The 12,485-nt window shown below is 69.4% G+C and carries 11 protein-coding genes; 7 read left to right on the top strand and 4 right to left on the bottom strand.

The annotated features are described in order from the left end of the window. The first annotated feature begins 11 nt into the window (after positions 1–11). Together OHB24_RS27830 and OHB24_RS27825 are read left to right on the top strand one after the other, a co-directional pair. A complete protein-coding gene (locus OHB24_RS27830; protein WP_327633800.1) occupies positions 12–1,310 on the top strand; it encodes an amidase family protein in 1,299 nt (432 codons plus the stop codon). Between the two features lie 8 nt (positions 1,311–1,318). Continuing rightward, positions 1,319–2,131: a MerR family transcriptional regulator gene (locus OHB24_RS27825; protein WP_327633799.1), complete on the top strand. Its 813-nt coding sequence runs from the start codon at positions 1,319–1,321 to the stop codon at positions 2,129–2,131. Here OHB24_RS27825 and OHB24_RS27820 read toward each other — a convergent pair. From OHB24_RS27820 to OHB24_RS27810, 3 genes are read right to left on the bottom strand one after another with little or no spacing between them, the layout of a single operon-like run. Continuing rightward, a complete protein-coding gene (locus OHB24_RS27820) occupies positions 2,118–2,612 on the bottom strand; it encodes a DUF3830 family protein (RefSeq protein WP_131462638.1) in 495 nt (164 codons plus the stop codon). The two genes, OHB24_RS27825 and OHB24_RS27820, sit on opposite strands and share 14 nt — an antisense overlap. Then, a complete protein-coding gene (locus OHB24_RS27815) occupies positions 2,609–3,994 on the bottom strand; it encodes an amidase (protein WP_327633798.1) in 1,386 nt (461 codons plus the stop codon). The genes OHB24_RS27820 and OHB24_RS27815 overlap by 4 nt, the downstream gene beginning before the upstream one ends. Then, positions 3,991–4,980 (bottom strand): D-2-hydroxyacid dehydrogenase, encoded by a 990-nt coding sequence (locus OHB24_RS27810; RefSeq protein ID WP_327633797.1) that lies wholly within the window; start codon positions 4,978–4,980, stop codon positions 3,991–3,993. The genes OHB24_RS27815 and OHB24_RS27810 overlap by 4 nt, the downstream gene beginning before the upstream one ends. A gap of 67 nt (positions 4,981–5,047) precedes the next feature. Here OHB24_RS27810 and OHB24_RS27805 point away from each other — a divergent pair, with 67 nt between their 5' ends. Genes OHB24_RS27805 through OHB24_RS27795 form a run of 3 tightly spaced genes read left to right on the top strand, consistent with a single transcriptional unit; the run spans position 5,048 to position 8,176 of the window. Further along, complete coding sequence (locus tag OHB24_RS27805; RefSeq protein ID WP_327633796.1) at positions 5,048–5,800, top strand: maleate cis-trans isomerase family protein; 753 nt, start codon at positions 5,048–5,050, stop codon at positions 5,798–5,800. A gap of 14 nt (positions 5,801–5,814) precedes the next feature. Beyond that, a complete protein-coding gene (locus tag OHB24_RS27800; RefSeq protein ID WP_327633795.1) occupies positions 5,815–6,984 on the top strand; it encodes a M24 family metallopeptidase in 1,170 nt (389 codons plus the stop codon). Between the two features lie 4 nt (positions 6,985–6,988). Further along, positions 6,989–8,176 carry an aminotransferase-like domain-containing protein gene (locus tag OHB24_RS27795; RefSeq protein ID WP_131496921.1) on the top strand — a complete coding sequence of 396 codons (1,188 nt, stop codon included), beginning with the start codon at positions 6,989–6,991 and terminating at the stop codon, positions 8,174–8,176. Here OHB24_RS27795 and OHB24_RS27790 read toward each other — a convergent pair. Beyond that, the gene (locus OHB24_RS27790) at positions 8,173–11,061 is read right to left on the bottom strand and encodes an FAD-binding and (Fe-S)-binding domain-containing protein (RefSeq protein WP_327633794.1); all 2,889 of its coding nucleotides are present in this window, start codon (positions 11,059–11,061) and stop codon (positions 8,173–8,175) included. The two genes, OHB24_RS27795 and OHB24_RS27790, sit on opposite strands and share 4 nt — an antisense overlap. A gap of 45 nt (positions 11,062–11,106) precedes the next feature. Here OHB24_RS27790 and OHB24_RS27785 point away from each other — a divergent pair, with 45 nt between their 5' ends. Continuing rightward, positions 11,107–11,835 (top strand): maleate cis-trans isomerase family protein, encoded by a 729-nt coding sequence (locus OHB24_RS27785; RefSeq protein ID WP_327633793.1) that lies wholly within the window; start codon positions 11,107–11,109, stop codon positions 11,833–11,835. Next, a complete protein-coding gene (locus OHB24_RS27780) occupies positions 11,832–12,482 on the top strand; it encodes a GntR family transcriptional regulator (protein WP_327633792.1) in 651 nt (216 codons plus the stop codon). Before OHB24_RS27785 ends, OHB24_RS27780 begins: the two co-directional genes overlap by 4 nt. Positions 12,483–12,485: the final 3 nt, after the last annotated feature.

The raw sequence follows: 12,485 nt of genomic DNA, 5'->3' as shown, positions 1-12,485 counted from the left end.
AGACCGGGCGCATGTACACAGCAGGAGAGATCGCGGAGCGGATCCGCACGGGTCAGGTCACGTCGCGTGAGGTGACGGAGGAACTCCTCGCGCGGATCGCGAACGACACGCGGGTCAACGCGGTGGTCGAGGTCCGCTCCGAACACGCCTTGGGAGAAGCAGACCGAGCCGACGCGCGCTTGGTCGAGCGTGGCGGTGTGGTCGGGCCGTTGCATGGGGTGCCGGTGACGGTGAAGGACTGTTTCAACGTGGCCGGGATGCGCACCACGTGGGGCAATCCGGCGTTCGCGGAGTACGTCGCGGACCGCGACGCGACTGTCGTGGAGCGGCTGCGGCGCGCCGGTGCGATCGTCGTCGGAAAGACCAACGTGCACGCGATGCTCGCGGACTTCGGGCAGACCACGAACGAGCTCTACGGACGAACCAACAACCCCGCCGACCTCGACCGCACCCCCGGCGGATCGAGCGGCGGCGCAGCAGCAGCACTGGCGGCCGACCTCACGTACCTGGAGTACGGCTCCGACCTCGTCGGATCGATCCGCCTCCCAGCGGCGTACTGCGGCGTGTACGGACTCAAGCCCACCAACGGCCTGGTCCCGCAACGTGGCTTCGAGCTCCCCGGTACGCCGTACCTCCCGACCGAGCTACCCATATTGTCAACAATCGGACCGCTAGCCCGCTCCGCCGCCGACCTCCGGACCGCACTCCGCGTGACCGCCGGCCCCGAGTCGCCGTACTCGTACAGCCTCCGCCCGCCCCGGCACGACCGTCTGCAGGACTACCGCGTCGGCGTCGTCAACGATCACCCCGCAGCGCCCGTCTCCAGCGAGGTCGGCGCTGCGCTGTCCGACACGATCGACCGCCTGGCGCGCAGCGGCGCGAAGATTGTCGACGATTGGCCGGACGGGGTGGACGCCAACGAGCAGGCGGAGGAGTTCGGCCGCCAGGTCGAACTGTTCTTCGCGCTGCACGGCGACTCGGACAGCGACCTGACCGCCGCGGACGTGCGCGACCTGGACCGGCGCCGGATGCAGGCGCGGGCGAGCTGGCAGCGGTACTTCGACGACGTCGACGTCTTCCTGTGCCCGACGAGCTTCACCGCCGCGTTCCCGCACGGCTCGACGACGATCGACGGGCAACCCTATGAAACACAGGTGTTCTGGATCGCGCACGCAGCCTTGACCGGTCATCCCGCGCTCAGCATGCCGATCGGAAACACACCTGCAGGCCTGCCGGTCGGCGCTCAGGTGATCGGCCCGTGGCATGAGGACGACACCGCGATCACGTTCGCAGAGCTCCTGGCTGGTTGACTGCCGTCATGTTCGCCATCGGAGAGTTCGCTCGCCACGGCCGGGTGTCGATTCGGATGCTGCGGCACTACGACGCTCTCGGCCTGCTGCGACCGGCGTACGTCGATCCCGTCACCGGCTACCGCAGTTACACCGCCGGTCAGCTCGCCGACCTGAACCGGATCGTCGCACTGAAGGACCTCGGCTTCTCCCTCGAGCAAGTCGGCACGATGATTGTTGACAATCTCGGCCCGGCCGACCTGCGCGCGATGCTCACGCTGCGACGCGCGCAATTGGAGACCCAGCTGGCTGAGAGCTCCGCGCGACTCGCACAGGTCGAGTCACGTCTGCGCGGTCTGGAAGCCGACGTCCCAACCGCGGACGTCGTGGTCAAGGAGTTGCCCGCCGTACGACTCGTCGGCCTCACTGCCGCGGCCGCGAGCTTCACCCCCGACGACATCACGCCCGTGGTACACCCGCTGTGCGCGGAGCTCGGTCGGCGGTTGCCGGACGCCGACGTTCGGCCGTCCGGTCGGCTGACCTGCCTGTACGAGCAGGAGTCCGAGGACGAGGTCGTCGTACGCGCGACGGTTCCGGCCGCGGTCGATGCCAGAGGCAACCTCAACGGACTCGAGGTGATCGACCTGCCCGCGGTGCAGGCGGCGACGCTGGTGCATCGCGGGCCGATCGACCAGGTACTGCCAGCGTGGCAGGCGTTGGCGCGCTGGCTCGACGACAACGGCCGACGCGCCGGCGAGCCGGCCCGCGAGCTCTACCTCGACACCCCGGAGGACCCGGAGCACTGGGTCACCGAACTGCAGCAACCCCTCACAACCGGCTGAACGACAGCGTCTCCCCTCGCGCGCCGCCCATCCAGAGGTCCTGGCAGGCGGCGGCGAACTCGTCGAGGTTCTCGGTGATCGCGCCGAACACGTTGCCGGGGACCCAGCCCTGATCGCCGTTGATCAGCAGGTTGTTGCGGCCGTAGAACACCGCAAGGTCGACAATCGCACCAGTCGTCCCGGTGCCGGTCGTGTTCTCGTACCCGTACGCCGGGTTGCCCAGATCGTCGGAGTCGAACGAGAACCAGCACAGGTCGCCCGGGATCGGCGTGACCGTCGTGTTCTCCTTGCCGGGATCGGGTGCGAACCCCGGCAGCAACGTGTAGATCTCGTTCCGCGCGTACTTGCCGTGGAACACCGGCGCCGACAGCGGCAGCGCGTCCCACACCGCCGCGCACGTCCGCGGCGCGACGTCGTCGAGCAACTTCGCCACGCAACTCACGCCGCGCTTGTCCAGGCTGACGGTGATGTGCTTGCTCACTGGGCCTCCAAGGTCGGGGTACGCCGATGCCAGTCGGTGGCTGCTTGATACGCCTGGCCGACCCGCAGCGTCAGCGCGTCGGCGTGCCGCGGCGCGACAACCTGCAGTCCCACCGGCAGCCCGGCGCGAGTGAAGCCGCACGGCACGCTCAGCGCCGGCTGCTGGGTGAGATTGAACGGATACGTGTACGGCGTCCAGTCGGTCCAGTCCGGCGACGCCGAACCGTCCGGCACATCCTGGCCGACCGGGAACGCCGTGATCGGCAACGTCGGCGTGACGAGTACGTCGTACCGCTCGTGGAAGCGGCCCATCAGCGTCCCGAGGTCCATCCGGATCGCGCTCGCGTCGAGGAAGTCCGACGCGGTGTACGCCGCTCCGAGCTCCGCTACCCGGCGCAGTCCCGGATCGACGCGATCGTCGACCGTGTACGCCGAGAGCACCTTCGCGGCGCCGGACCACCACAGCACGTTGAACGCGTCGATCGGATCCGGGAACCCCGGATCCACCTCCGTCACCTCGGCGCCCAGACTCTCGAGGACGCCGACCGCGGTCCGCACCAGCGCCTCGACCTGAGGATGATTGTCAACAAAACCAAGATCTACAGAGAACCCGATCCGCAACCCGGCGACCCCGTCGTCGAGCCCGTCCAGGAACGACCGGCCCGGCGTCGGCATCGCCGACCAGTCCCGCGCGTCGAACCCGGTGACAACATCGAGCAGCGCGGCCGTGTCGCGCACGGTCCGCGTCATCGGCCCCGCGTGCGACAACGTCCCGAACGCGCTCGGCGGGAACAACGGAATCAGCCCGTACGTCGGTTTCAGCGCGACCGTGCCGGTGAACGCGGCCGGGATCCGGACCGATCCGCCGCCGTCCGTGCCGAGCGACCACACGCCCATCCCGAGTCCGACCGCGGTCGCCGATCCGCCGCTCGATCCGCCCGACGTCATCGCCGGATCCCACGGGTTGCCCGTCGCGCCGTACGTGTGGGAGTCGGTGACGCCCTTCCAGGAGTACTCCGGCGTCGTCGTCTTGCCTAGGAAGACCGCGCCGGTCTCACGCAGCCGGGCGACGGACGGCGCGTCCTCGTCCCACGGACCGGCCGGGTCGATCATCGTGCTGCCGCGCATTGTCGGCCATCCTTTTGTCCACAATGCGTCCTTGATGGACGTCGGGACACCGTCGCCGGGACCGAGTGGCGTGCCGGAGTGCCAGCGGGCTTCCGACGCCTTGGCCGCGGCGAGCGCACCTTCCGCGTCGACGAGAACGAAGGCGTTGACCTGCTCGTCGTACCGCTCGATCGCGTCCAGCGCTTCCTGTGTCGCCTCGACCGGGGACAGCGCGCCGGTGCGGTAACCCTCGACCAGCTCGGATGCTTGTCTCATCGATCTCCTGTCGGAACGTAGCCAAGCTTCTTGTCGACAAGGTTCAGCAGCGGTTCGCCGGCCAGCCAGCGCCGTACGTTGGTCGCGAACTGGTCCGCGAGGGTGTCGCGCCAGCCGATCACGTCACCGGACATGTGCGCGGTGACGGTCACGTTCGGCGCGTCCCAGAACGGATGGTCCGGGGGCAGCGGCTCGTCGTCGAAGACATCGAGGGTGGCTGCGATCCGTCCGCCGCGGACCGCGGCGAGCAGTGCCGTTTCGTCGACAATCGGACCGCGGGCAACGTTGACGAGGTGCGCGCCGGGCCGCATCGCGCCGAGCACCGCAGTGTCGACGAGCCCACGGGTCGCGGCGGTCAACGGCGCGGCGATCACGAGGTGGTCGGCCCAGCCGGCCTCGGCCGGAAGATTGCTGCTGGCAACAATCTCGCCGAAGTCCGGGTCGTCCCCTCGCGCGACCCGGCCGGCGCCCCGCACCTCCAACCCGGCGGCGCGGAGCAGCCGGGCAGTCTCTCTTCCGATCGCACCGGTCCCGACGACGAGCGCCTTCGCGCCCAGCACGCTGCGGGTCTCGCGGTGCTGCCAGCGACGGCCGCGCTGCAGGTCGAAGCTGCGGAGACTGTCCTTGGCGTTCGCGATCACCGCGCCGAGCACGTACTCGGCGATCGGCCGGTCGAACACACCGTGCGCGTTCGTAACCACGACCGCGGAGTCCCGCAGTTCGTCGAAGAGCAGCGTGTCGACCCCGGCCGCGGTCACATGGATCCACTCGAGCGCATCGGCGTCCGCCCAGACGTCCCGGACCGCCGTGGAGAAGAAGTCCCAGAGCATCAGGGCCCGAGCACCCCGAACCGCCTCGCCCAGCCCGTCCGCGGCGCAGTACCGGAAGTCGACCGGCAGCACGTCGAGGCCAGGCGGCTGGTCGGTCGCACGCTCACAGAGCACCGCGATCACCGGTCGCTGGGCGCTTGCTGGCAGGGCTGGCACGCCATCGAGGCTAGGAACTCGCTAGTAGGATTGTCAACAATCTCCTGATGGCCGCACACTGACTCGCATGAGCACGCGTCCCTCCACCCATCCGATGCCGGCGGCGGTGCCTCCACTGCTGCAGACCGGCGTCGGTGTCGTCGCGCCGTACGACTTCGCGCTCGACCGCGAACTGTGGCGCTGGGTGCCCGACGACGTCACGCTGCACGTCACGCGGACGCCGTACGCACCGATGGCCGCCACCGTCGAGATGGCGGTGCACATCTCGGATCCGGAGCTGATCGCACGGACGACGTACAACGTGCTCGCGGTGGCCCCGCTCGCGGTCGCGTACGCCTGCACGTTCGGCAGTTTCGTCGGCGGGCTGACCGGCGAACTGGCGCTGGTGGACGCGATGGTCGGCGCCGGCGCGCCGGCCGCGGTGACCACGAGCGGCGCGTTGCTGCTCGCGCTGCGCCGGCTCGGGGTCAACCGGATCGCGACGGTCACGCCGTACACGAACGACCTGACCGCGGGACTGACCGCGTTCCTCGCGCAGGCCGGGATCGAGGTGGTCGCGACCGCCGGGCTCGGCCTGATCGCACAGATCTGGGCCGTCCCCTACGAGACGACCGTGGAGCTGGTCCGCAGCGTCGACAGCGACGCGGTGGAGGCGATCTTCATCAGCTGCACGAACCTGCCGACGTACGACGTGATCGCCGGGCTGGAGGCGACGCTCGGCAAGCCGGTGCTGACCGCGAACCAGGTCACGATGTGGTCCGTGCTCGAACTCGCCGGGCATACCGGGATCGGTCCGGGACAGCGATTGCTGAGCCTCTGATGAACGAGCCTCTGATGAGCGAGCCTCCGACGACCGAGTACGGCGCCCGCCTGGCGAAGGTTCGTGCCGTCCTGGCCGAGCGTGGTCTGGGCGCGCTCGTGGTCAGCGATCCCGCGAACCTCTTCTACCTGACCGGGTACGACGCGTGGTCGTTCTACACGCCGCAATGCCTGCTGGTTCCGGCCGAGGGCGACGTGCGGCTGTTCGCGCGGGCGATGGACGCGGCCGGAGCGTCGTACACCTGCGACCTGCGCGCGGACCAGATCCACGGGTATCCCGAGCAGCTGGTCCACCGGCCGGACGTCCATCCGTACGACTGGATCGCGAACGTCTGCCACGAGCTGATCCCGGCCGGCGCCGACGTCGCGATCGAGAGCGACGCGCACTACTTCACCGCGCGCAGCTACCTTGCCCTCAGCAACGGTCTGCCCGGGCGCCGGCTGGTCGACTCGGCCGAGCTGGTGAACTGGGTCCGGCTGGTCAAGTCGCCGTCCGAGATCGACCGGCTGCGGATCGCCGGGTCGATCGCCGAGCAGGCGATGCGGACCGCGCTCGACCGGCTCCAGCCGGGTCGGCGGCAGTGCGACGTGGCCGCGGAGATCCTCGCAGCGCAGACGATCGGCACACCGGAGCACGGCGGTGAGTACCCGGCGATCGTGCCGATGCTGCCGACCGGTGCCGCCGCCGGTACACCGCACCTCACCTGGAGCGATCGTCCGTTTGTCGACAACGAAGCCACCACGATCGAGCTGGCCGGCGTGTTCGGCCGGTACCACGCCCCGCTCGCCCGCACGGTGATGCTCGGCGACCCGCCGCGACGGCTCCGCGAGACCGCGAAGATCGTTGCCGACGGCATGCGGGCCGCATTGTCGGCAATCCGACCAGGTGTCACCGGCGGCGCCGTGCACGCCGCGTTCAACGACGTGATCGCCGCGCACGGTCTGGTGAAGGAATCGCGGATCGGGTACTCGATCGGTATCGGGTACCCGCCGGACTGGGGTGAACGCACCGTCAGCCTGCGGCCCGAGGAGACCACCGTGCTGGCCGCGGGAATGGCGTTCCACCTCATCCTCGGGATGTGGATGGACGGCTGGGGCTACGAACTGTCCGAGCCCGTGGTGGTCACCGCCGACGGAGTGGAACGACTGACCGGTCTGTCCCACGAACTGACGATCAGGAGGTAGTCCCTTGCCAGCACTCCCGTACGCCGCACGCGCCGCCGGATTGGTGGGTTCGGTGATCGACTCGAGTACGTCGCTACTGCACAAGCAGACGCACGACATCGTCCGCTTCGCGATGGGATCACCCGCGGCCGAGGCAGTACCGGCGCAGATCCTGTCCGCGATCGCGGCCGACGAGCTGAGCCGGCCCTCCAGCTACGACTACGCGGCGACCGAGGGCGACCCACCGCTGCACGCGGCGCTGCTGGAGATGCTGCGCGGGACCAGCGACGAGACGACCGCCGAGCGGCTCACCATCACGGCCGGCGGCATGCAGGGCCTCGACCTGTTCTGCAAGATCTTCGTCGACCCGGGCGATCTGGTCGTCGTCGAGTCGCCGACGTACACGAACGGCAGCGCGACCGCGCTCTCGTACGGCGCGGAGCTGCTCGAGGTACCGGTCGACGACGATGGGATGATTGTCGACGATCTACCGCGGCTGCTCGACGGGCGGCGGCCGAAGGCGATCTACACGATCCCGACGTTCCAGAACCCGTCCGGCGCGACGCTCTCCCTCGAACGGCGGCATCGCCTGCTGGAGCTGGCCAGGTCGTGGGGCTCGATGGTGATCGACGACGACCCGTACGGTCTGCTCCGGTTCGCGGGCGAGCCGCTCCCGACGCTGCGCGAACTCGGCGCGGGCGATCCGCTGGTCTTCGCCGTACGGACGTTCTCGAAGATCGTCGCGCCCGGTCTGCGCGTCGGGTGGGTCGACGCGGATCCCGAACTGCAGCAGCTGCTGATCAACGCGAAGCAAGCGATGGACACCTGCACGAACCTGCCTGCACAACGGCTGCTCACCGGGTTCCTGACCGGCGGGCATCTCGAGGAACATCTCGTTCGGCAGCGGGCGGAGTACAAACTGCGCAAGGAAGCGATGCGTGCCGCGCTGACCGAGCACTTCGGCGACATCGCGCACTGGACCGATCCGGAGGGCGGCTTCTTCCTCTGGGTCACGCTGGAGAACGGCGTCAACGCCGAGGAACTGTTCGAACTCGCGCTGGCCGAAGGCGTCGCGTTCATCCCCGGCCCGGCCTTCTCCCCCACCGCCCGCTTCCAGAACGCCTTCCGCCTCTGCTTCGCCTCGACACCCCCCGCCCGCATCCACGAAGGCATCACCCGCCTCCGCCGAGCCACCGACAAACTCGTCCCCTAGCCAGGCGGGGTGGGGAGGGCTTGGGCGAGGAGTTGGGCCAGGTGGCGGGGGTGGCGGGTGGTGGCTTGGGCGATCTGGGTGCGGCAGCTGAAGCCGTCGGCCAGGACGGTGGTTGTCTCGGGCAACGACCGTACGGCGGGGAGCAGCGTGCGTTCACCGACCGCCGCGGAGATCTCGTAGTGGTCGCGTTCGAAGCCGAAGTTGCCGGCGAGACCGCAGCAACCCGGTTCCGCGAGATCCGCCTCGATACAGGCCGCTGCCATCAGTTTGCGGTCGGCGTCGAAGCCGAGGACGGCGTGCTGGTGGCAGTGCGGTTGGACGTACGCCGCTCCCCCGACGTACGGCGGTTGCCAGCCGGACTCGGCGAGCAACTCGGAGAACGTGCGGGTGTTCGCGGCCGCCGACGCGGCGAGCGGATTGTCGGCGAGGAGAGCGGGGGCGTCGTGGCGGAAGGCCGCCGTACAGCTGGGCTCTAGGCCGACGATCGGCGTACCGGCTTGGAGGTGTGGAGCGAGCACGCGGAGGGATCGGTTGAGGACGCGGCGGGCGGTGGTGAGTTGGCCGGTCGAGATCCAGGTGAGCCCGCAGCAAACCGGCTTCGCAGGCAGCACAACTTCGTACCCGGCGGCCTCCAGTACGGCGACCGCAGCACGGCCGATCTCCGGCGCGAGGTAATTGGTAAACGTGTCCGGCCACAGCACAACCTGCCGCCCATCACCCGCCCCAGGGCTGTTGCGGTGGGTGAACCAGTGGGTGAAGGTCTCTGCCGCGAAGGGCGGGACTTCCCGTTCCGCAGCGATTCCGCCGAGGCGTTTGGTCAGTTGCAGACCGGCGAAACGGTTCGCGAAGCCCGGTGCCCGGGACGCGAGGCGGGACCACAGCGGCAGCCAGCCCATCGACCAGTGCGACAACGGCCGCGCCCACGGACGTCGCGCGTAGTGGTGGTGGGTGAACTCGGCCTTATACGTCGCCACGTCGACATTCACCGGGCAGTCCGACAGACATCCCTTGCACGACAGGCAAAGGTCCAGCCCGTCGCGGACCTCGGTCGACCGCCACCCGTCCGTGATCAGGTCGCCCTGCAACATCTCCCACAACAGATGCGCCCGTCCCCGCGTCGAGTGCACCTCGTCCCGCGTCACCTGGTAGCTCGGACACATCACGCTGCCTGACGACTGCCGACACTTCCCGATCCCGACGCACCGCCGCTGAGCCTGCGCGAAGTCGTGCTCATCGTCCGGATAGGCGAAGATTGTCAACATTCTGCGATCCTTGGCCGGCCCGTCGTGCCGGATCGCGAGGTCGAGCTGCGGCGGGTCGACGATCATGCCCGGGTTCAGCACACCCGCCGGATCCCAGATCCGCTTCAGCTCGCCAAGCAGCGCCACCCCATCGGCGCCGTACATCCTGCTGAGCAGCTCCCCGCGCGCCCGCCCGTCACCGTGTTCGCCGGACACCGAACCGCCGAGCTCGACCACCAGGTCCGCGGCCTGCTCGACGAACTCCCGGTACGTCGTGATCCCGCGCGCACTCAGCAGGTCGAAGTCGATCCGCATGTGCATGCAGCCCTCGCCGAAATGCCCGTACGACGCCCCCGACAGACCGTGCCGCCCGAGCAACTCGTCGAGACCGCGCAGGTAGGCGCCCAACCGCTGCGGTGGTACGGCGGCGTCCTCCCAACCGCCCCACGCCTCGGCCCCATCCGCGCGACGCGTCGCCAGGCCCGCGGCGTCCGTACGGCACCGCCACAGGACCGCTTGCGCCTTCGGATCGGTCACGAGGGACGCGGTCGCACCGGAATCACGCAGTTCCTCGAGCATCGCCCGTGCAGCCGACGCGGCGGTCGCCTCGTCGTCACCGGCGATCTCGACCAGCAGCCAGGCGTTCCCGCTCGGGAGTCCGGCGTGGACCGCGGCGTCCCGCACCTCGGTCGGCAGCCGGTCGACCAGTTCGTTGTTGATGGACTCCATCGTGAGCGGCGCGTGCCGCAGCACGACCGGTACGCAGTCGGCCGACGTGATCGAGTCCGCGAACCCGAGAACGCACAGAACCTTTGCCTTGGGCAACTCGACGAGCTGGACCGTCGCCCGGAGCGTCGCGGCGAGACCGCCTTCGCTGCCGGCCAGCAGACCGGCCACGTTGTACCCGTACTCCGGCAGCAGCCGATGCAGCGCATAACCCGAGATCTGCCGCGTGAACTGCCCGAACCGTCGGCGGATCAGCAACTCGTTCCGCCCAGCGAAACCCTGAAGCGCCCGATGCAACTCCCCCTCCCGCCCCGGCCGAGCGGCGAGCGCGGCATCCGTGCTGATGCCGGAGTCGAGGGTCAGGCGGGTTGCGTCGGCGAGGATCACGTCCAGGGAGCGGAGGTTGTCGGCTGTGGTGCCCCAGGCAACCGAGTGAGCGCCGCAGGCGTTGTTGGCGATCATGCCGCCGAGGGTCGCGCGGCTCGCCGACGACGGGTCGGCGCCGAACGCCAGCCCGTGCGGTTTCGCGGCGGCCAGCAGATCGGTCAGTACGACGCCCGGCTCAACGATCGCCGTACGCGCCGACGTGTCGATGTCGAGGATGCGATTCACATGCCGGGACGTGTCGATGACGACGCCGCCGATCGCGTTGCCCGCCATCGACGTACCGCCGCCCCGCATCACCACCGGCGCCCCAGCCGCGGCAGTCAACGCAACAGCCGTCGCCAGGTCCTCGGCATCAGCTGGTACGACGACGAGGTCCGGCACCGCGCGGTAGTTCGACCCGTCCGCGGCGTAGAGCGCCCGCATCCCCCGATCGTCGCCGACCGCACCCCGGAGTTCCCGGCGCAACGTGCCGGCCAGCCTCGCGACGTCGTACGCGACGGATCCGGTGCCGGGGCGCTCTGGGGTTAACATTGTCGACAATCTACCTTTCGTACGATCGACCAGCCAGGAGGCCCGATGGTCACGGTAGGACTCCTTTACCCCGGACACAGCGCGGAAGACGACTACCCCTCACTCGAGGCCCGGCTCGACGGTTCGGTGAAGCTTCCGGTCGTCATCACCTCGGTGGGCGAGGACGCGCATCGGGTGGACGCGCTCCTCGACCTCGGCCGGGCGGAACGGCTCGCCGAAGGGGCTGCGGAGCTCAAGCCCGCGCGGCCCGACTCGGTGATGTGGGCGTGTACCTCGGGCAGTTTCGTGTTCGGGCGGGAGGGTGCGAACATCCAGGCGGCCGGGGTGGCGCAGGCGCTCGGCGTACCGGCGTCCTCGACCTCGATCGCGTTCGTCGACGCGTGCCGGGCGCTCGGAGTCCAGCGGGTCGCCGTCGCCGCGTCGTACCCGGAGGATGTCGCGCAGCACTTCGTCCGGTTCCTGACCATGGGCGGCGTCGACGTGGTGTCGATGGGCAGCAAGGGGATCATCACCGCCGCGGAGGTCGGGACGCTGGCGCCCGAGCAGGTGGTCGCGATGGTGAAGGCCGCCGACCACCCGGACGCCGAGGCGGTCCTGGTGCCGGACACCGCGATGCACACGCTGGGGATCGTCGACGAACTGGAGGCCGCAGTCGGCAAACCGGTCCTGACCGCGAACCAGGTGACGGTCTGGAAGGGGCTCGAGTTGGCCGGGGTTGTACCCTCCTTGCCAGATCTGGGGACGTTGTTCGCCACAAGGGGGAATTCGGAGTGACCAGTTACATCGAGCCGCTGGCTCAGGAGTCGACGCCGAGCATCATCGCCGACAAACTGCGCAAGGCCATCGGCCACGGGGAGTTCAAGCCGGGCGCGCAGATCGTCGAGGCCGATCTGGCCCGCAAGCTGGGCGTCAGCCGGGGTCCGTTGCGGGAGGGCATGCAGCGCCTGACCCAGGAAGGGCTGCTGGTCTCGATCCGCAACCGCGGCCTGTTCGTCATCGACATGACGCCCGGGGACATCCGCGACATGTACCTCGCCCGTGAGGCGATCGAGCGCGCCGCGGCCTTCAAGATCCTCCGCGACGGCGATTTCGAGACGGTCGGGTCGGCGCTGCTCGCGATCGTCGACCGGATGGTGGCCGCCGACGGCGATCCGGCCGCGATCGGCGATCTCGACATCGCGTTCCACGAGCTGCTCGTACGGCTGGCCGACAGCCCGCGGCTGTCGCGGATGCATCAGACGTCCATCATCGAGACCCGGATGTGCATCCACGCCCTCGAGGAGACGTACCTCGCCACCGACGCCCGCGCCATCGAGCACCACCGGCTCGCCGACGCGATCCGGACCGGCGACGTCGCGCGTACCGACGAGCTCCTGAGCGCCCACATGGACGACGCCATCGAGCGCCTCGTCAGCCGCTGAGTC

Source organism: Kribbella sp. NBC_00482 (assembly GCF_036013725.1).
Taxonomy (GTDB): domain Bacteria; phylum Actinomycetota; class Actinomycetes; order Propionibacteriales; family Kribbellaceae; genus Kribbella.
Note: the sequence above shows the minus strand (reverse complement) of the source record. Positions and strands in the feature narration are given on the sequence as shown.

Coding starts and splice junctions, on each gene's coding strand:
- OHB24_RS27785 (WP_327633793.1), top strand. CDS start 11,107: ATGGTCACGGTAGGACTCCTTTACCCCGGACACAGCGCGGAAGACGAC.
- OHB24_RS27815 (WP_327633798.1), bottom strand. CDS start 3,994: ATGAGACAAGCATCCGAGCTGGTCGAGGGTTACCGCACCGGCGCGCTG.
- OHB24_RS27830 (WP_327633800.1), top strand. CDS start 12: ATGTACACAGCAGGAGAGATCGCGGAGCGGATCCGCACGGGTCAGGTC.
- OHB24_RS27825 (WP_327633799.1), top strand. CDS start 1,319: ATGTTCGCCATCGGAGAGTTCGCTCGCCACGGCCGGGTGTCGATTCGG.
- OHB24_RS27800 (WP_327633795.1), top strand. CDS start 5,815: ATGAGCGAGCCTCCGACGACCGAGTACGGCGCCCGCCTGGCGAAGGTT.
- OHB24_RS27790 (WP_327633794.1), bottom strand. CDS start 11,061: ATGTTAACCCCAGAGCGCCCCGGCACCGGATCCGTCGCGTACGACGTC.
- OHB24_RS27805 (WP_327633796.1), top strand. CDS start 5,048: ATGAGCACGCGTCCCTCCACCCATCCGATGCCGGCGGCGGTGCCTCCA.